Origin of the sequence: Nocardioides zeae (assembly GCF_030818655.1) — a bacterium.
In the GTDB taxonomy this organism is placed as follows: Bacteria; Actinomycetota; Actinomycetes; order Propionibacteriales; family Nocardioidaceae; genus Nocardioides; species Nocardioides zeae_A.
Map to the genome: position 1 here is coordinate 2,058,984 of NZ_JAUTAN010000001.1, position 17,447 is coordinate 2,076,430.

Genomic DNA, 17,447 nt, shown 5'->3' on the forward strand with positions numbered 1-17,447 from the left:
TACGCTCGGGCCCATGACGATCTCGTTGCAGAAGGGTCAGACGGTCTCCCTCGAGAAGCGCGGCGGCGGCAGCCTCACGCGCGTGCGGATGGGGCTCGGGTGGGATGCGGTCGCGAAGAAGGGCTTCTTCCGCACCAAGCAGGCCGAGATCGACCTCGACGCCACCGCGGTGCTGTACGACGCGCGTGGCGCCGTCGTCGACCAGGTCTGGTTCCAGCAGCTGCGGAGCAAGGACGGCTCCGTCGTGCACACCGGCGACAACCGCACGGGCGCGGGGGACGGCGACGACGAGTCCATCGTCGTCGAGCTCGGGCAGCTGCCGGCGCAGGTCGCGACCATGGTCTTCGTCGTCAACTCGTTCACCGGTCAGGACTTCACCCAGATCCAGAACGCGTTCTGCCGCCTCGTGGACGAGACCAACGGCGAGGAGCTGGCCCGCTACGACCTCACCGGCTCGGGCACGCACACCGCGCAGATCATGGCGAAGGTGAGCCGTGACGGCGCCGGCTGGGCGATGACCGCCATCGGAGCGACGGCGACGGGTCGCACCTTCCGCGACCTCCTGCCGGCGATCAAGCCGCACGTCTGACGGTCTGCAGCAGCTGCGGCCCGGGGACGAGTGGTCAGCCGGCAGTGCCCGCGCGGCTCGCCCGGAAGTCGGCCACGAGGCGGTCGACTCCCTCGTGCAGCCGGTCGATCCTCGTCAGCAGCGCCCAGTAGTCCGGGTGCGTGGTCTCGAGCAGCCCCTCGAGGGCGATGAGCTCCCGGGCGAAGGCGTCGAGGCGTCCACCCCAGGGTTGGGGCGGACCGGAGCGCAGCAGCAGACGGGTGTCCCGCAGCACGAACCGCGCCCGGTCGAACAGCGCCCCCGGGTCGCGCTTGACGTCGCGCAGCCGCTCGAGCCGTCGACGAGGTGCGTCGACGAGGTCGGAAGCGGCCTCCACCGCCGTCTCGACCTCCTGGAGCGCGGCCAGGGCACCGGGCTGGTCGCCGGCCGCGTGCAGCCGGCGGAGCCGGTCGAGCGCGCCGCGCGCCTCCTCCAGATGGTCCTTCAGCTGTCCCTCGGCGTCCGCGATGTCCTTCCAGCTCTCGTAGGAGAACTCACGCCGCAGCCCGGACATGTACTCCGAGGTGCGCTCCGAGCGCGTCACCACCGCGTCGATCCGGGTGGCGAGCGACGGGATGCGGTTGCCCACGGCGGCGGCACGACGGGGCAGCTCGCGGGCCAGTTCACGGGCCTCCTCCGCCAGCCGCTCGACGACCGCCGCGGGCTCGTCCACGTCGGCGGGGCCGAGACGGTCGCCCACCTCGGCGAGCTTGCGCCCGGCCACCCGGGCCCGCACGACGGCCTCGTCGGCGGCGGGGAACGACCCGCCGGCGGCGGTCATCTCGCGCCACGCCGCCTCGGCGGCGGCGACCGCCTGCTGGGCCTCCTCCAAGCGCCGCGCGACCCGGGCGCGCACCTCGCCGACGCGGCCGAGCTCCGCGCCGTACGACGAGGTGAAGCGCTCCATGTCGTCGGCCAGCGACCGCAGCGTCGGCACGCCCCGTTCGAAGTCGGCCGCCGCGGCAGCCACCTGGTAGGGGTCGAGGTCCTCGACGGGGTCGTGCCGGTCGAGGAGGCCGAGGTAGTCGAGGACCGCCGCCTGGGCACGCTCGTCGAGGTGCCGCCAGGACGGCACGACGCCGGTCGAGCGGGCGCGGTCGGGCAGGAGCCCGGCGTAGGAGGCGACCGTCTCCCCCACGTCACGCTGGAGCTGGTCGACCCGGAAGAACTGCTCCTGCAGCTGGCCACGGACGTCGAGCGCACGCTCCAGCCCTCCACCGTCCCCGCGCCGGCGGCGGCGGTCGGGACGCGAGGAGCTCATGCACCCATCGTAGGAGCCGGTCCCCCGGGTCGGCGGACGGGCGTCAGCTCGCGTTCACCCCGAAGTCCTGCACGATGCCGAGCAGGCCGGAGGCGTAGCCCTGCCCGATGGCCCGGAACTTCCAGTCGCCGTCACGGAGGTAGAGCTCCCCGAACACCATGGCGGTCTCGGTGCTCGCGTCCTCGGTGAGGTCGAAGCGCGCGACCTCGTTGCCGCGCACGGCGTCGACGACGCGGATGAAGGCGTTGGTCACCTGCCCGAAGCTCTGGCCCCGCGCGTGCGCGTCGTGGATGGAGACCGGGAAGACGATGCGCTGCACCTGCGCGGGCACGAGCGTCAGGTCGACCTCGATGACCTCGTCGTCACCGTCACCCTCACCGGTCAGGTTGTCGCCGGTGTGGTGCACCGAGCCGTCCGGGGAGGTCAGGTTGTTGTAGAAGACGAAGTGCTGGTCGCTCAGCACCGTGCCCGACCCGCCGAGCAGCAGCGCCGAGGCGTCCAGGTCGAAGTCCGCGCCCGTCGTCGACCGCACGTCCCAGCCCAGGCCGATGCTCAGCTTCGTCAGCGGCGCGCCCGCGGCCTTGGCCAGCGAGACGTTGCCGCCCTTCTGCAGCGTGATCCCCATCGTGCTCGTCGCCCCCTTCGTCGTCCATCAGGTCCGACCTCGAGCCTAGTGGGGGCGACGAAGCACTCAGACGAGGACGTCGTGCTTCTCCTCCGGGTGCAGCCGGTTCTCGCGCACGCTCCAGCCGACGGCGGAGAGGATGATGACGACGCCGACGAGCCCGGTGACGACCTCGGGGATCTCGACACCCATGGTGACGAAGAGCAGGATCGCCAGCGCGCCGATCGCCCAGTGGGCGCCGTGCTCGAGGTAGCGGTACTCCGACAGCGTGCCCTTGCGCACCAGGTAGACCGTGATCGACCGGACGTAGAGCGCGCCCACGCCGAGACCGATCGCGATGACGATCGGGTCGGTCGTGATGGCGAAGGCGCCGATGACACCGTCGAACGAGAAGCTGGCGTCGAGCACCTCGAGGTAGAGGAACATGAAGAAGGCCGCCTTGCCGGTCGCCAGCACCACCTGACCGGTGCCCACCTCGCGCTGCGGGCCCATGTCCTCGTCGTCCGCCAGCCCCGACGAGCCCTCGAAGGCCTCGCCGAGACCGCCGACGACCAGGTAGGTCAGCAGACCGAGGATGCCCGCGAGCAGCACCGAGCCGAACTTGTCGTCGGGGAGCTTGTCGGGCGCGATGTTGCGGAACAGCTCGGCCACGAGCACCAGGGAGCCCAGGGCGATCGCCACGGAGACGCCACCGACGGCGCTGAGCCGCTGGAACGGCCGCTCGACCGGGCCGAGCCAGTGGTGCTCCTTCTCGTCGTCGATGAAGAAGTCGAGGAAGATCATCATCAGGAACATGCCGCCGAAGGCCGCGATGATCGGGTGGGCGTCGTGGAGGATGTGGGCGTAGGTCTCCTGGCCCTCGGGCACGTCGTTGCCCTGCATCGCCAGGTCCCAGGCGTGCACGGGATCGAGCCCGGCCGAGGCCCACACGACGATGAACGGGAACACCAGCCGCATGCCGAAGACGGCGATGAGGATGCCGACGGTGAGGAACATCTTCTGCCAGAACGGCGACATCCGGCTCAGCACCTTGGCGTTCACCACGGCGTTGTCGAACGACAGCGACACCTCGAGCACGATGAGGATCGCGGCCACCGTCATGGCGGCCAGGGCCGCCGACGCGCCGTCCTTCCAGCCGTAGAGGAACGCCCCGGCGAGGCCGAGGACGGTGATCGCGAACGACCACCCGAAGGTCTTGAGGATCACGGGGTCACGCCTTTGCTGAGGGAGCGGAACGCCCGGAGGGCGTCGCGCCCCCGAGCGGCGACACGCTACCTCCCGCCGTAGGCAACCCCGGCATCGGCCAGCGCCGCCTGACCGCCGTCCACCGCGGTCAGCACCCAGAGACCGTCCGGGGTCGCCGTCACGGTGTGCTCGAAGTGCGCCGCGACCTGGTGGTCGCGCGTCACGACCGTCCAGTCGTCGTCGAGGGTGTCGTTGGCCTGGTCCCCCAGGGTCACCATGGGCTCGATGGCCAGCACGAGGCCCTCCGTGATGCGGAGACCGCGCCCGGGCCGACCGAGGTTCGGCACGTCCGGGGGCTGGTGCAGCGCCGTACCGATGCCGTGGCCCGTGAAGTCCTCCACGATGCCGAAGGAGCTCCGACCCCGCACGTGGGACTCGACCGCGTGGGAGATGTCGCCGACGCGGCCGCCCAGCCGGTACGCCGCGATCCCGGCCCACAGCGCGCCCTCGGTCACCCGCAGGAGCTCCGAGACGGCGGCCGGCACGTCGCCGAGGGCCACCGTGACCGCCGCATCGCCGTGGTAGCCCTCGACGATGGCACCGCAGTCGATGGACACGACGTCACCCTCGCGGAGCACCCGCTCCCCCGGGATCCCGTGCACCACCTCGTCGTTCACCGACACGCAGAGCGTGCCGGGGAACCCGTGGTAGCCCAGGAACGACGGCGTCGCACCGTGGCCGCGGATGTGGTCCTCGGCGATGCGGTCGAGGTCGCGGGTCGTCATGCCGGGCGCGACGCGTTCGGCGAGCAGCTCGAGCGTCAGGCCGACCACGAGGCCGGCCCGACGCATGAGGTCGAGCTGCTCGGGCGTCTTCAGCTCCGCGCCGCGGCGCAGCAGACCCACGACGTCAGGACCGGCAGGTCAGGCGCGGACGTCGTCGAGCTCGGCGGCGATGCGCTTCGCCACGTCGTCGACCTCGCCCATGCCGTCGACCGTGCGGAGGAGACCGCGGTCGGCGTAGACCTTGATGAGCGGCGCCGTCTGCTCGTTGTAGACGTCCTGCCGGTGCCGGATGACGTCCTCGGTGTCGTCGGTGCGGCCGTCGGTCTGCGCGCGACGCACGAGGCGCTGCACGAGCTCCTCGTCGTCCACCGTCAGCACGAGCACCGCGTCGAGGGCCACGCCGGCCGCCTGGAGCATGCCGTCGAGCTCGTCCACCTGGGCCAGGGTGCGCGGGTAGCCGTCGAGCAGGAACCCGTCGGTGGCGTCGGCCTCGGCGAGGCGGTCGCGCACCATGTTGTTGGTGACCGAGTCCGGCACGTAGTCGCCGGCGTCCATGTAGCGCTTCGCCTCGAGGCCGAGCGGCGTGCCCTGCGAGACGTTGGCCCGGAAGATGTCGCCCGTGGAGATCGCGGGGATCTGGTAGCGGGCGGCGATCCCGGCGGCCTGGGTGCCCTTGCCGGCCCCGGGGGGGCCCATGATGATGAGACGCATCAGCGGAGGAATCCTTCGTAGTTGCGCTGCTGGAGCTGGCTCTCGATCTGCTTCACCGTGTCGAGCGCGACGCCCACCATGATGAGGATGGACGTGCCGCCGAACGGGAAGTTCTGGTTCGCCCCGATCGCGGCGAAGGCCATGAGCGGCACGAGCGAGATGAGGCCGAGGTAGAGGGCTCCCGGCAGCGTGATGCGGGACAGGACGTAGGACAGGTAGTCCTCGGTCGGCTTGCCCGCCCGGATCCCGGGGATGAAGCCGCCGTACTTCTTCATGTTGTCCGCGACTTCCTTCGGGTTGAAGGTGATCGAGACGTAGAAGTACGTGAAGAAGATGATGAGCGCGAAGTAGATCGCCATGTAGAGCGGGTGGTCTCCGCGGACGAAGTGCTCGTTGATCCAGTTGACCCAACCGGAGTCGGAGCTCCGGTTGAACTGGGCGGCCATGGCCGGCAGGTAGAGCAACGAGCTGGCGAAGATGACCGGGATGATGCCGGCCTGGTTCACCTTGAGCGGGATGTAGGTCGAGCTGCCGCCGAACATGCGGCGCCCCACCATGCGGCGCGCGTACTGCACCGGGATGCGGCGCTGCGCCTGCTCGATGAAGATGACCGCCGCGACGAGGGCGAGACCCACCACCATGACGATGGCGAAGGTCGCCCAGCCCTGCGACTGGCGGACGGCCCACAGCGAGCCGGGGAACGTGGCGACGACCTGGCAGAAGATGAGGATCGACATGCCGTTGCCGATGCCACGGTCGGTGATGAGCTCACCGAGCCACATGATGACCGCGGTGCCGGCGGTCATGGTCACGACCATGACGAGGAAGGTGAGCTTGCTGTTCTCGTTGTGGAGCAGCGGCTCCGTGCAGCCGGACAGGAGCTGCTTGCTCCGCGCCAGGGCCACGATGCCCGTGGCCTGCAGGACCGCGAGCGCCAGCGTGAGGTACCGCGTGTACTGCGTGATCTTGGCCTGGCCGGACTGGCCCTCCTTCTTGAGGGCCTCCAGCCGCGGGATCACCACCACCAGCAGCTGCAGGATGATGCTCGCCGTGATGTACGGCATGATCCCGAGCGCGAAGATCGTGAGCTGCAGGAGCGCTCCACCCGAGAACAGGTTGATCAGGGTGTAGAGCCCGTCGTCCTCGACGCGGTTGAGACAGGTCTGCACGTTGTCGACGTGCACTCCGGGCGACGGGATCTGCGAGCCGAGGCGGAAGATCACGACGACGCCCAGGACGAAGAGCAGCTTGCGCCGAAGGTCCGGCGTACGGAATGCGTTGGCGAAGGCGCCGAGCACGAGATCCTCTTTCTTCAGGGGCGGCACACGGCCGCTGGCAAGCCTCCCCTCAGGAGAGCGCGGCTGAGCCTAACAGGCCAGGGCGCGCATGCTTCCGCGAGTACCTCGCCTCACGGCCTCACGCCGAGGCCGTCGGGGAATCCATGACCGCACGTCTCACACAGGCGGCTCACTCCCCACCATACCGATGCCCACCCCGAGCAACCGACGAGTTGGCCAGACCCGCCTGACCGGGTGGGCCAGTCGCGAACGCGGCGACCCGTTAGAACAGAGCTCGCCGGACTGATCGCCGTGGTCGCCGCGGGCCTAGCGCCGGACCAGCGACGGTCCAGCGATGGGCGGCGAATGGAATCGCCGGATGCCGTCGATCGTCACCGAGTTGCAGCGATCAGTCGCACCGAGTCGGATCTGCGCACGCGGCTGCGCCGCCGTGCGCAGATCCGACCCCATCGTCAACCGAGGATCGAGTCCGACCGGGAGCACGAAACATTGGTTGAACCGTTCTTCATGCAGTGCTGGTAGTAGAGCTGGACACCGTCCGGTACCGCGATAGTGCAACTCTGCGACTTTCCACTGCCCTTCTCGTTTACGCAGGTGCCGGTGGTGTTGTTGTAACGCCAGTACGTGCGCAACCCCCGCCCGTCCGCCTTGCGGTCCACGAGGGTGATCCGCACGGCGTTGCCCGAATTTTCCGCTACGAAGCTGGCTGCATTGCTTCCACCTTTGTACGCCAGGTACGTCTCCTGGTTGACCATCACCTGGTACGTCCAAGACCAGCCGCTCTCAGCATTGGCGGCCGGAGCAAGCAGTACAGCGCTTGCAGCGGCCAAGACACACGCCGACACCAGACCGACAAAACCTCGTAGCAGTCGCATATCTGATCCCCCTTCATAGAGACCACCCCCGAGATGGTCCAACTCGCTCAAGCCTATGAAGTGGCAGAGAACCTCGTCAATAGAGTGGTCGCCAAGTCAACAATCCAGAACGTCGCGACCAGGTCCTCGCGCCGCCGGCCATCGCTAGGCAACCGGCGAAAGCGGGCGAGCGCCCGATGACAAAACCCACTACTCGCACGGCGCCCGTACCAATCGCGTTCGAAGCTGAAGCACGGTGACAGATGACCCGGCAGCACACCGGAAGACACCGGCACTTCTGTCAACCGTGAGCCAGACAATTGGCCACCTCAAGAACTCTGGGCAGGAAATACAACAGGGCGCCGTCGGGCTGGATCGCCCGACGACGCCCTCGTCGATCAGTCTGTCGCGGTCACGCACCGACGACGGTGACGCTGCCGCCGGCCGCCTCGATCTTCTCCTTGGCGGACGCCGAGACGGCGTCGGCGGAGACCTGGACCGCCACGGAGATGTCCCCCGTGCCCAGCACCTTCACGGGCTGGTTCTTGCGCACCGCACCCTTGGCGACGAGCGCGTCCTTGGACACCTCGCCCCCCTCGGGGAACAGCTCGCCGATGCGGTCGAGGTTGACGACCTGGAACTCCACCTTGAACGGGTTCTTGAAGCCCTTGAGCTTCGGGAGCCGCATGTGGATCGGCATCTGGCCACCCTCGAAGGCGACCGGGACCTGGTAGCGAGCCTTGGTGCCCTTGGTACCGCGGCCCGCGGTCTTGCCCTTGGAGCCCTCACCGCGACCGACACGGGTCTTCGCGGTCTTGGCACCCTTGGCGGGACGCAGGTTGTGGATCTTCAGCGTCATGTCAGTCGACCTCCTCGACGGTCACGAGGTGACGGACCGCGTTGACCATCCCGCGGATCTCGGGACGGTCCTCCTTGACGACCACGTCGCCGATCCGCTTCAGACCCAGCGAGCGCAGGGTGTCGCGCTGGTTCTGCTTGCGGCCGATCCCCGACTTCTTCTGCTCGACCTTGAGGTGCGCCATCAGTCGGACACCCCCGCGGCGGCCGGCGCCTCGGCACGGGCCTTGAGCAGCGCCGCCGGGGCGACGTCCTCGACGGGGAGACCGCGACGTGCGGCGACCGACTCGGGCTCCTCGAGGAGGCGGAGCGCCTCCACCGTGGCGTGCACGATGTTGATCTGGTTGGACGAGCCGAGCGACTTGCTCAGCACGTCGTGGATGCCCGCGCACTCGAGAACCGCGCGCACCGGGCCACCGGCGATGACACCGGTACCGGGGGCCGCCGGGCGCAGGAAGACGACGCCAGCCGCCTTCTCGCCCTGGACCGGGTGAGGGATGGTGCCCTGCACACGGGGGACGCGGAAGAAGCTCTTCTTCGCCTCCTCGACGCCCTTCGCGATGGCGGCGGGCACCTCCTTGGCCTTGCCGTAGCCGACGCCGACCAGGCCGTCGCCGTCACCGACGATCACGAGGGCGGTGAAGCTGAAGCGACGACCACCCTTCACGACCTTGGCGACACGGTTGATCGCGACGACGCGCTCGATGTAGGCGGTCTTGTCGGCGCCGCCACCACGACGATCGTCGCGGCCGCGACGGTCACCGCCCTGGCGCTCGCCGCCGGCGCGTCCGCGCTGGGGTCCGCTCATGAGACTTTCCTCTTCTCTCTCTGGCTTGTCTTCGCGATCAGAAGGTCAGGCCACCCTCGCGGGCACCGTCCGCGAGGGCCGCGACGCGACCGTGGTACTTGTTGCCGGCGCGGTCGAACACGACCGAGTCGACACCGTTCGACTTCGCACGCTCGGCGACGAGCTCGCCGACCCGCTTGGCCTTCGCCGTCTTGTCGCCGTCGAGCGAGCGGAGCTCGGACTCGAGGGTCGACGCGGAGACGAGGGTCTTGCCGACCACGTCGTCGACGACCTGCACCGAGATGTGCTTGGCGCTGCGGGTCACGACCAGACGAGGACGCTCCGCCGTGCCCGCGACGCGCTTGCGTCCACGGACCTGGCGACGCAGGCGCGCCTTGACGCGCGCCGCGGTGTGCTTGTTGTTGGCAAGGGAGATGGCCATCGTCACTTACCTGCCTTTCCGACCTTGCGGCGGACCTGCTCGCCCGCGTAGCGAACGCCCTTGCCCTTGTAGGGCTCGGGCTTGCGGAGCTTGCGGATCTTGGCCGCGGTCTCACCGACGAGCTGCTTGTCGATGCCCTGGACACCGAGCTTCGTCGGGCCCTCGACCGCGAACGTGATGCCCTCGGGGGCGTTGACCGTGATCGAGTGGCTGTAGCCGAGCTGGAACTCCAGCTGGGTCGGGCCCTTCGACAGCACGCGGTAACCCACGCCCACGATCTCGAGCTTCTTCTCGTAGCCCTCCGTCACGCCCGTCACCATGTTGGCGACCAGCGTGCGGGTGAGGCCGTGCAGCGAGCGGCTCTCGCGCTCGTCGTTCGGGCGCTTCACCTCCAGCGTGCCGTCGGCCTTCTCGACGGTGATCGGCGCGGGGACCGTGTGGGTCAGGGTGCCCTTGGGGCCCTTGACCGTCACCACGCTCGCGTCGATCGCGACGTCGACTCCGGACGGGACCGGGATGGGGAGCTTGCCAATGCGCGACATGCTTCGTGTCTCCTCTCTCGGTCTCTCGTCACCAGACGTAGGCGAGGACTTCCCCACCCACGCCCTTCTTGTTGGCCTGACGGTCGGTCAGGAGGCCCTGGCTCGTCGAGATGATCGCGACGCCCAGGCCACCGAGGACCTTCGGCAGGTTGGTGTGCTTGGCGTACACCCGCAGACCGGGCTTGCTGATGCGCCGGACACCGGCGATCGAGCGCTCGCGGTTGCGGCCGTACTTGAGCGTGATGCGGAGCGTCTTGCCGACGGCCGGCTCACCGGTCTTCGGGTCGAGGTTGTCGGTCACCTCGAAGGAGGTCACGTAGCCCTCCTGCTTCAGGATGGCGGCGACGCCCTCCTTCAGCTTGCTGTACGGCATCTCGACAGCATCGTGGTACGCCTGGTTGGCGTTGCGCAGACGCGTGAGCATGTCTGCGATCGGGTCAGTCATCGTCATGGCCACAAGGCCTTTCTCCACCGTGGTTTCCCACCGCCGTCACGGCGGTGGGACCTACAGCGACTCGTGCTGGAACGGAAACGGCTGGTGCGGGAGGGGCTGGGTCACCAGCTCGACTTGGTCACGCCGGGCAGCTCGCCCCGGTGCGCCATCTCGCGCAGGCAGATGCGGCACAGACCGAACTTGCGGTAGACCGCCTTGGGCCGACCGCAGCGCTGGCAGCGGGTGTAACCACGGACCGCGAACTTCGGCTTGCGCGCGGCCTTGACCTTCAGCGACGTCTTCGCCATGTCAGTTCTCCTTGAAGGGGAAGCCGAGCTGCTTCAGCAGCGCCCGACCCTGCTCGTCGTTCGTGGCGGTGGTCACCACGGTGATGTCCATGCCGCGCGAGCGGTCGACCTTGTCCTGGTCGATCTCGTGGAACATGACCTGCTCGGTCAGACCGAACGTGTAGTTGCCACGACCGTCGAACTGCTTGGGCGAGAGGCCCCGGAAGTCGCGGATGCGCGGGAGGGCGAGCGACAGCAGCCGGTCGAGGAACTCCCACATGCGGTCGCCGCGCAGCGTGACGTGCGCGCCGATCGGCATGCCCTCGCGCAGCTTGAACTGCGCGATGGACTTGCGGGCCTTCGTGACCTGCGGCTTCTGGCCCGTGATCGCGGTGAGGTCGCGGATGGCGCCCTCGATCAGCTTCGAGTCACGAGCGGCCTCGCCGACACCCATGTTGACCACGATCTTGGTCAGACCGGGGACCTGCATGACGTTGGCGATCTCGAACTCCGACTTGAGCGCGGGCAGGATCTCCTCGCGGTACCGCGTCTTCAGGCGCGGCGTCGGGACGGCGACGGTGGTCTCGGTCATGTCAGATCTCCTCGCCGGTCTTGCGCGACACGCGCACGCTGCGGCCCGCGGCGTACTCCGAGCCGTCGGCGCGACGCTTGGTCGCCTCGACGCGCTTGAAGCCCGCGCGGGTCACGCCGTCACCCTCGACCAGCATCACGTTCGAGATGTGGATCGGGGCCTCGGTGGTGATGATCCCGCCGGTGGCGTCGCCACCCTGGGGCGCGGCCTTCGTGTGCTTCTTGACGCGGTTGACGCCCTCGACGATCACCCGGTCCTCCTCGCGGAGGACGTTGATGACCTTGCCCTGGGCTCCCTTGTCCTTGCCCGCGATCACCTTGACGGTGTCGCCCTTCTTGATCTTGAGCTTCGCCATGTCAGAGCACCTCCGGCGCGAGCGAGATGATCTTCATGAACTTCTTCTCGCGCAGCTCGCGGCCCACGGGGCCGAAGATGCGCGTGCCGCGCGGCTCGCCGTCGTTCTTGAGGATCACGGCGGCGTTCTCGTCGAAACGGATGTAGGAACCGTCCGGACGGCGGCGCTCCTTGACGGTGCGCACGACGACCGCCTTGACGACGTCACCCTTCTTCACGTTGCCACCGGGGATCGCGTCCTTGACGGTGGCGACGATGACATCGCCGATTCCGGCGTAGCGCCGACCCGAGCCACCGAGAACGCGGATGCAGAGGATCTCCTTCGCACCCGTGTTGTCGGCGACCTTGAGTCGCGACTCCTGCTGGATCATCTTCTCTCCTGGATGTCGTGCCGGTTCTCCCCCTCACGAGGAGGGGGAGCCTGGCCGAACTAGTGGGGTTTCTGGCTCGCCGTGAGGCGAGAGGTCACTTCGCCTTCTCGAGGACCTCGACCACGCGCCACCGCTTGGTGGCGGACAGCGGCCGGGTCTCCATGATCAGGACGCGGTCGCCGGTGCCGCACTCGTTGGGCTCGTCGTGAGCCTTGAGCTTGCTCGTGCGCCGCATGACCTTGCCGTAGAGCGCGTGCTTCACGCGGTCCTCGACCTCGACCACGACGGTCTTGTCCATCTTGTCGCTGACGACGATGCCCTCGCGGACCTTGCGCGCGCCCCGAGCGGGAACGTCCTGGTTCGTCTCGGTGCTCATGCAGCGCCGTCCTTCGTGATCTCGTCGGAGCCCGGCGCGGTGCGGATCCCGAGCTCGCGCTCACGGAGCACCGTGTAGATCCGGGCGATGTCCTTCTTCACCGTGCGGAGACGGCTGTTGTTCTCGAGCTGGCCGGTGGCCGCCTGGAACCGGAGGTTGAACAGCTCCTCCTTGGCCTCACGCAGCTTCTCCGCGAGATCCGCACCCTCGAGCTCGTCGAGCTCGAAAGCCTTGCTGACCTTCTGCGACATCAGAATTCACCTGCCTCGCGGGAGATGAAGCGGCACTTCATCGGGAGCTTGTGGATCGCGCGGCGCATGGCCTCGCGGGCAACGTCCTCCGAGACACCGGAGAGTTCGAACATGACACGACCAGCCTTGACGTTGGCCACCCACCACTCGGGCGAGCCCTTGCCGGAACCCATGCGGGTCTCGGCCGGCTTCTTCGTGAGGGGACGGTCCGGGTAGATGTTGATCCAGACCTTGCCGCCACGCTTGATGTGACGGGTCATCGCGATACGGGCCGACTCGATCTGGCGGTTGGTCACGTAGTGCGACTCGATCGCCTGGATACCGAAGTCGCCGAAGTTCAGCGACGTACCGCCCTTGGCGGCACCGGTCCGCTTCGGGTGGTGCTGCTTGCGGTGCTTGACGCGACGGGGCATCAGCATGGGGATCAGCCCTCCGTGGCTGCCGGAGCGGCAGCGGTCTCAGCGGCAGCCGGGGCCGGAGCCTCGGTCGCCGTAGCGTCGGCGGCGCCGGCGTCACGGCCGGCACGCGTGGGACGGTCACCGCGCGAGCCACGGCTCGGACGGTCCCCGCCACGAGCCGGACGGCCACCGCGACCCGGCGCACCGGCACGGGCCGCAGCCTGCGCCTCGCGCTCGGCGCGGGTGCCCGCGACCTCGCCCTTGTAGATCCAGACCTTCACGCCGATGCGGCCGAAGGTCGTGCGGGCCTCGTAGAAGCCGTAGTCGATGTCGGCGCGGAGCGTGTGCAGGGGCACGCGGCCCTCGCGGTAGAACTCCGTGCGCGACATCTCGGCGCCGTTGAGGCGGCCCGAGCACTGGATCCGGATGCCCTTGGCACCGGAGCGCATCGAGGTCTGGATCGCCTTCTTCATGGCGCGACGGAACTGCACGCGGCCGGAGAGCTGCTCGGCGACACCCTGGGCGACCAGCTGCGCGTCGATCTCGGGGTTCTTGACCTCGAGGATGTTCAGCTGGACCTGCTTGCCCGTCAGCTTCTCGAGCTCGCCACGGATGCGGTCGGCCTCGGCGCCGCGGCGACCGATGACGATGCCCGGGCGCGCAGTGTGGATGTCGACGCGGACGCGGTCACGCGTGCGCTCGATCTCCACCTTCGAGATGCCGGCCCGCTCCATGCCCTTGCTGAGCAGCTTGCGGATGGCGACGTCCTCGCCGACGTACGACTTGTAGAGCTTGTCGGCGTACCAACGGCTCCGGTGGTCGGTCGAGACGCCGAGGCGGAAGCCGTTCGGGTTGATCTTCTGACCCATCAGGCGGACCGTCCCTTCTTCTTCGTGCCGGCCACCACGTCGGCGGGCTGAACGGCGAGGGTGATGTGGCTGGTGCGCTTGTTGATGCGCGTGGCCCGACCCTGGGCCCGCGGCCGCCACCGCTTCATCGTGGGGCCCTCGTCGACCTGCGCCACCGAGATGACCAGGTCGGCGGCCTTGAGGCCCTCCGTGGTCTCGGCGTTGGCGATGGCCGACTCGAGCACCTTGGCGACGGTCTCGGAGGCCGCCTGCGGGGCGAAGGCCAGGATGGCCTGCGCCTCGGCGACGGGGAGACCGCGCACCATGTCGACGACGCGGCGCGCCTTCAGCGGGGTGATGCGGACGAAGCGGGCGCTGGCGAACGCACCCGGCTGGTCGCCGAGGAGGGACTCCCGGCGGGCGCTCGTGCGCTGACGCTCGGTGGTGCTCATCGGCGACGCCCCTTCCGGTCTTCCTTGACGTGCCCGCGGTAGGTGCGGGTCGGGGCGAACTCGCCCAGCTTGTGGCCGACCATCGAGTCGGTGACGAACACGGGGACGTGCTTGCGACCGTCGTGCACGGCGATCGTGTGACCGATCATGTCCGGCACGATCATCGAGCGGCGCGACCACGTCTTGATGACGTTGTGGGTGCCCTTCTCGTTCTCGGCGTCCACCTTCTTGGTGAGGTGGCCGTCGACGAAGGGGCCCTTCTTCAGGCTGCGAGGCATCTCGTTACTTCCCTATCAGCGCTTCTTGCCGGACTTGCGACGACGGATGATCTGGGCGTCGCTGGCCTTGCGCTTGCGCGTGCGGCCCTCGGGCTTGCCCCAGGGCGAGACCGGGTGGCGACCACCGGACGTCTTGCCCTCACCACCACCGTGCGGGTGGTCGACCGGGTTCATGACGACACCGCGGACGGTGGGGCGACGGCCCTTCCAGCGCATGCGGCCGGCCTTGCCCCAGTTGATGTTCGACTGCTCGGCGTTGCCGACCTCGCCGACCGTGGCGCGGCAGCGCACGTCGACGAAGCGCATCTCGCCGGAGGGCAGGCGCAGCGTGGCGCGGGAGCCCTCACGAGCGACCAGCTGGGCCGAGTTGCCCGCGGAGCGGGCGATCTTGGCGCCGCCGCCGGGACGCAGCTCGATGCAGTGGATCGTCGTGCCGACCGGGATGTTGCGCAGCGGCAGGTTGTTGCCGGTCTTGATGTCGGAGTTGGGACCCGACTCCACGACCGTGCCCTGCGTCAGGCCCTTCGGCGCCACGATGTAGCGCTTCTCGCCGTCGACGTAGTGCAGCAGCGCGATGCGCGCGGTGCGGTTGGGGTCGTACTCGATGTGCGCGACCTTGGCGGGCACGCCGTCCTTGTCGTAGCGACGGAAGTCGATCAGCCGGTAGGCGCGCTTGTGACCGCCACCCTGGTGCCGGGTGGTGATCCGGCCCTGGTTGTTGCGGCCGCCCTTCTTGGGCAGCGGGCGCGTCAGCGACTTCTCCGGCGTCGTGCGGGTGATCTCGACGAAGTCGGCGACCGACGAGCCGCGGCGACCGGGCGTGGTCGGCTTGTACTTACGGATAGCCATAGTGTCTGTCCTTGTCTTAGGCAGCCCCGGTCAGGAGACCGAGCCCCCGAAGATGTCGATGGAGTCACCCTCCGCGAGGCTCACGATGGCCCGCTTCGTGCTCTTCCGCTTGCCGATGCCGTTGCGCGTGCGACGCGTCTTGCCCGCGCGGTTCAGCGTGTTGACCGAGGTCACCGTGACGCCGAAGACCTTCTGCACCGCGATCTTGATCTCGGTCTTGTTCGCGTCCGGGTGCACGAGGAACGTGTACTTGTTCGCGTCGAGCAGGCCGTAGCTCTTCTCGGAGACCACGGGCGCGAGCAGGATGTCGCGCGGGTCCTTGTTCAGGGCGCTCACTTGGCATCCTCCTTCTGACCGGCGAGGCGGGCGACGAGCTGGTCGTAGGCCGCGGACGTGAAGACCACGTCGTCGGAGACGAGCACGTCGTAGGTGTTGATCTGGTCCTGCGCCACCACGTGGACGGCCGGCAGGTTCCGCAGCGAGAGCCAGGTGACGGTCTCGTCGCGGTCCAGCACCACGAGCACGCGGCGACGGTCCGAGAGCGACGCGAGCGCCGTCTTGGCGGCCTTCGTCGAGGGCGTCTCGCCCGTGACGAGGCTCTCGACCACGTGCACGCGACCGTTGGCAGCCCGGTCGGACAGCGCGCCCTTGAGGGCCGCGGCCTTCATTTTCTTGGGCGTGCGCTGGTCGTAGCTGCGCGGCTGCGGGCCGTGGACCGTGCCACCGCCGACGAACTGCGGCGCGCGGGTCGAGCCCTGGCGGGCGCGGCCGGTGCCCTTCTGCTTGTAGGGCTTGCGGCCACCACCGCGGACGTCGGCCCGCGTCTTGGTGGCGTGCGTGCCCTGGCGGGCCGCGGCCTGCTGCGCCACGACGACCTGGTGGATCAGCGGGATGTTGACCGCGACGCCGAAGACCTCGGCGGGCAGGTCGACGGCGACCTTCTTGACGTCGCTCACTTGCTCGCCTCCTGCTTCTTGGCGGCCGAGCGGAGCACGACGACGCTGCCCTTGGGGCCGGGAACGGCACCCTTCAGGAGCACGAGGCCCTTCTCGGCGTCCACCGCGTGGACGGTGATGTTCTGCGTGGTGACGGTCGCGCCGCCCATGCGGCCCGACATGCGCGTGCCCTTGAAGACACGGCCCGGCGTGGCGCAGGCGCCGATGGAGCCCGGCTTGCGGTGGTTGCGGTGCGCACCGTGCGAGGCGCCCACACCCGAGAAGCCGTGGCGCTTCATCGTGCCCGCGAAGCCCTTGCCCTTGCTCGTGCCCGTCACGTCGATCTCGTCACCGGGGGTGAAGACATCGGCGGGGCTGAGCTCCTGGCCGACCGAGTAGGTCGTGGCGTCGGCGGTGCGGATCTCGACGACGTGGCGACGGGGCGTGACGCCCGCCTTCGCGAACTGGCCGGCCTCCGGCTTGTTGACCTTGCGGCCCTCGATCTCGCCGAAGCCGACCTGGATGGCGTTGTAGCCGTCCACGTCGGGGGTGCGGATGCCGGCGACGACGTTCGTCGACGCGGCGATCACCGTGATGGGGACGATGCGGTTGTTCTCGTCCCAGGTCTGGGTCATGCCGAGCTTCGTGCCCAGCAGGCCCTTGACGTTGCGTTCGATGGTCATGGCTCTGTTGTCTCCGTCCTGCCCGAACTCAGAGCTTGATCTCGATGTCGACACCCGCGGGGAGGTCGAGTCGCATGAGCGAGTCCACCGTCTTCGGGGTCGGGTCGATGATGTCGATGAGGCGCTTGTGCGTGCGCATCTCGAAGTGCTCGCGGCTGTCCTTGTACTTGTGGGGCGAACGGATGACGCAGTAGACGTTCTTCTCCGTCGGCAGCGGCACCGGGCCGGCGACCTTCGCGCCCGTGCGGGTGACCGTGTCCACGATCTTGCGCGCCGAGGTGTCGATGACCTCGTGGTCGTAGGCCTTGAGCCTGATGCGGATCTTCTGTCCCGCCATAGGTCTCTCTCGTCCTTACTCGTTCGTACCCGCGCTGGGGCACCGCGT

At 68.8% G+C, this 17,447-nt stretch carries 28 protein-coding genes and 1 pseudogene; 1 reads left to right on the forward strand and 28 read right to left on the reverse strand.

Annotation, left to right across the window (positions count from 1 at the left end):
* Positions 1-13 precede the first annotated feature (13 nt).
* The gene (locus tag QE405_RS09755) at positions 14-589 is read left to right on the forward strand and encodes a TerD family protein (RefSeq protein WP_307200161.1); all 576 of its coding nucleotides are present in this window, start codon (positions 14-16) and stop codon (positions 587-589) included.
* A gap of 34 nt (positions 590-623) precedes the next feature.
* Here the strand turns inward: QE405_RS09755 and QE405_RS09760 are convergent, their stop codons facing one another.
* The 28 genes and pseudogenes from QE405_RS09760 to rpsJ all read right to left on the reverse strand — a co-directional run bounded on the left by QE405_RS09760 (position 624) and on the right by rpsJ (position 17,399).
* Complete coding sequence (locus tag QE405_RS09760; RefSeq protein ID WP_307200164.1) at positions 624-1,868, reverse strand: hypothetical protein; 1,245 nt, start codon at positions 1,866-1,868, stop codon at positions 624-626.
* A gap of 43 nt (positions 1,869-1,911) precedes the next feature.
* Positions 1,912-2,493, reverse strand: coding sequence for a TerD family protein (locus QE405_RS09765; protein WP_307200166.1), 582 nt, complete (start codon positions 2,491-2,493; stop codon positions 1,912-1,914).
* A gap of 66 nt (positions 2,494-2,559) precedes the next feature.
* Positions 2,560-3,699, reverse strand: a complete 1,140-nt coding sequence (locus QE405_RS09770) for a DUF475 domain-containing protein (RefSeq protein ID WP_307200168.1) — start codon at positions 3,697-3,699, stop codon at positions 2,560-2,562.
* 65 nt (positions 3,700-3,764) lie between these two features.
* Positions 3,765-4,583 carry a type I methionyl aminopeptidase gene (gene map, locus QE405_RS09775; RefSeq protein WP_307200170.1) on the reverse strand — a complete coding sequence of 273 codons (819 nt, stop codon included), beginning with the start codon at positions 4,581-4,583 and terminating at the stop codon, positions 3,765-3,767.
* Between the two features lie 18 nt (positions 4,584-4,601).
* On the reverse strand, positions 4,602-5,174 hold the full coding sequence (locus QE405_RS09780) for an adenylate kinase (protein WP_307200172.1): 573 nt from the start codon (positions 5,172-5,174) through the stop codon (positions 4,602-4,604).
* On the reverse strand, positions 5,174-6,472 hold the full coding sequence (gene secY, locus QE405_RS09785; RefSeq protein ID WP_307200174.1) for a preprotein translocase subunit SecY: 1,299 nt from the start codon (positions 6,470-6,472) through the stop codon (positions 5,174-5,176). Before secY ends, QE405_RS09780 begins: the two co-directional genes overlap by 1 nt.
* Positions 6,473-6,924: 452 nt before the next feature.
* Complete coding sequence (locus QE405_RS09790; protein ID WP_307200176.1) at positions 6,925-7,398, reverse strand: hypothetical protein; 474 nt, start codon at positions 7,396-7,398, stop codon at positions 6,925-6,927.
* Between the two features lie 340 nt (positions 7,399-7,738).
* On the reverse strand, positions 7,739-8,185 hold the full coding sequence (rplO, locus tag QE405_RS09795; protein WP_163772387.1) for a 50S ribosomal protein L15: 447 nt from the start codon (positions 8,183-8,185) through the stop codon (positions 7,739-7,741).
* 1 nt (position 8,186) lies between these two features.
* A complete protein-coding gene (gene rpmD, locus QE405_RS09800) occupies positions 8,187-8,369 on the reverse strand; it encodes a 50S ribosomal protein L30 (protein WP_163772386.1) in 183 nt (60 codons plus the stop codon).
* Positions 8,369-8,992 carry a 30S ribosomal protein S5 gene (rpsE, locus tag QE405_RS09805; protein ID WP_307200180.1) on the reverse strand — a complete coding sequence of 208 codons (624 nt, stop codon included), beginning with the start codon at positions 8,990-8,992 and terminating at the stop codon, positions 8,369-8,371. Before rpsE ends, rpmD begins: the two co-directional genes overlap by 1 nt.
* 37 nt (positions 8,993-9,029) lie before the next feature.
* Positions 9,030-9,413 (reverse strand): 50S ribosomal protein L18, encoded by a 384-nt coding sequence (gene rplR, locus QE405_RS09810; protein ID WP_307200182.1) that lies wholly within the window; start codon positions 9,411-9,413, stop codon positions 9,030-9,032.
* A 2-nt stretch (positions 9,414-9,415) separates the two neighbouring features.
* Entirely contained in the window at positions 9,416-9,955 is a 540-nt protein-coding gene (rplF, locus tag QE405_RS09815; RefSeq protein ID WP_307200183.1) for a 50S ribosomal protein L6, read from the reverse strand.
* Positions 9,956-9,983: 28 nt separating this feature from the next.
* Positions 9,984-10,406 (reverse strand): 30S ribosomal protein S8, encoded by a 423-nt coding sequence (gene rpsH / locus QE405_RS09820; protein ID WP_163772382.1) that lies wholly within the window; start codon positions 10,404-10,406, stop codon positions 9,984-9,986.
* A gap of 104 nt (positions 10,407-10,510) precedes the next feature.
* Complete coding sequence (locus tag QE405_RS09825; RefSeq protein ID WP_010831721.1) at positions 10,511-10,696, reverse strand: type Z 30S ribosomal protein S14; 186 nt, start codon at positions 10,694-10,696, stop codon at positions 10,511-10,513.
* 1 nt (position 10,697) lies between these two features.
* Positions 10,698-11,267, reverse strand: a complete 570-nt coding sequence (gene rplE, locus QE405_RS09830) for a 50S ribosomal protein L5 (protein ID WP_307200191.1) — start codon at positions 11,265-11,267, stop codon at positions 10,698-10,700.
* Between the two features lies 1 nt (position 11,268).
* Positions 11,269-11,622, reverse strand: a complete 354-nt coding sequence (gene rplX / locus QE405_RS09835) for a 50S ribosomal protein L24 (protein WP_307200193.1) — start codon at positions 11,620-11,622, stop codon at positions 11,269-11,271.
* 1 nt (position 11,623) lies between these two features.
* The gene (rplN, locus tag QE405_RS09840; RefSeq protein ID WP_011757324.1) at positions 11,624-11,992 is read right to left on the reverse strand and encodes a 50S ribosomal protein L14; all 369 of its coding nucleotides are present in this window, start codon (positions 11,990-11,992) and stop codon (positions 11,624-11,626) included.
* 94 nt (positions 11,993-12,086) lie between these two features.
* The gene (gene rpsQ, locus QE405_RS09845) at positions 12,087-12,368 is read right to left on the reverse strand and encodes a 30S ribosomal protein S17 (protein ID WP_163772379.1); all 282 of its coding nucleotides are present in this window, start codon (positions 12,366-12,368) and stop codon (positions 12,087-12,089) included.
* Positions 12,365-12,619 carry a 50S ribosomal protein L29 gene (gene rpmC / locus QE405_RS09850; protein WP_163772378.1) on the reverse strand — a complete coding sequence of 85 codons (255 nt, stop codon included), beginning with the start codon at positions 12,617-12,619 and terminating at the stop codon, positions 12,365-12,367. The genes rpsQ and rpmC overlap by 4 nt, the downstream gene beginning before the upstream one ends.
* Positions 12,619-13,038: a 50S ribosomal protein L16 gene (rplP, locus tag QE405_RS09855; protein ID WP_307200208.1), complete on the reverse strand. Its 420-nt coding sequence runs from the start codon at positions 13,036-13,038 to the stop codon at positions 12,619-12,621. The genes rpmC and rplP overlap by 1 nt, the downstream gene beginning before the upstream one ends.
* Positions 13,039-13,043: 5 nt before the next feature.
* Positions 13,044-13,886 carry a 30S ribosomal protein S3 gene (rpsC, locus tag QE405_RS09860; RefSeq protein ID WP_307200210.1) on the reverse strand — a complete coding sequence of 281 codons (843 nt, stop codon included), beginning with the start codon at positions 13,884-13,886 and terminating at the stop codon, positions 13,044-13,046.
* Entirely contained in the window at positions 13,886-14,317 is a 432-nt protein-coding gene (gene rplV, locus QE405_RS09865; protein WP_307200212.1) for a 50S ribosomal protein L22, read from the reverse strand. Before rplV ends, rpsC begins: the two co-directional genes overlap by 1 nt.
* On the reverse strand, positions 14,314-14,595 hold the full coding sequence (gene rpsS / locus QE405_RS09870) for a 30S ribosomal protein S19 (protein WP_028472775.1): 282 nt from the start codon (positions 14,593-14,595) through the stop codon (positions 14,314-14,316). The genes rplV and rpsS overlap by 4 nt, the downstream gene beginning before the upstream one ends.
* 15 nt (positions 14,596-14,610) lie before the next feature.
* On the reverse strand, positions 14,611-15,444 hold the full coding sequence (rplB, locus tag QE405_RS09875; protein ID WP_163772374.1) for a 50S ribosomal protein L2: 834 nt from the start codon (positions 15,442-15,444) through the stop codon (positions 14,611-14,613).
* Positions 15,445-15,474: 30 nt separating this feature from the next.
* The gene (gene rplW / locus QE405_RS09880) at positions 15,475-15,780 is read right to left on the reverse strand and encodes a 50S ribosomal protein L23 (RefSeq protein ID WP_163772373.1); all 306 of its coding nucleotides are present in this window, start codon (positions 15,778-15,780) and stop codon (positions 15,475-15,477) included.
* Between the two features lie 32 nt (positions 15,781-15,812).
* Positions 15,813-16,400 (reverse strand): annotated as a pseudogene (gene rplD, locus QE405_RS09885) (50S ribosomal protein L4); the annotation flags it as partial.
* Positions 16,397-17,062, reverse strand: a complete 666-nt coding sequence (gene rplC / locus QE405_RS09890; protein WP_163772371.1) for a 50S ribosomal protein L3 — start codon at positions 17,060-17,062, stop codon at positions 16,397-16,399. The gene rplC and the pseudogene rplD, both read right to left, overlap by 4 nt.
* Before the next feature lie 28 nt (positions 17,063-17,090).
* The gene (rpsJ, locus tag QE405_RS09895; RefSeq protein WP_008360994.1) at positions 17,091-17,399 is read right to left on the reverse strand and encodes a 30S ribosomal protein S10; all 309 of its coding nucleotides are present in this window, start codon (positions 17,397-17,399) and stop codon (positions 17,091-17,093) included.
* Positions 17,400-17,447: the final 48 nt, after the last annotated feature.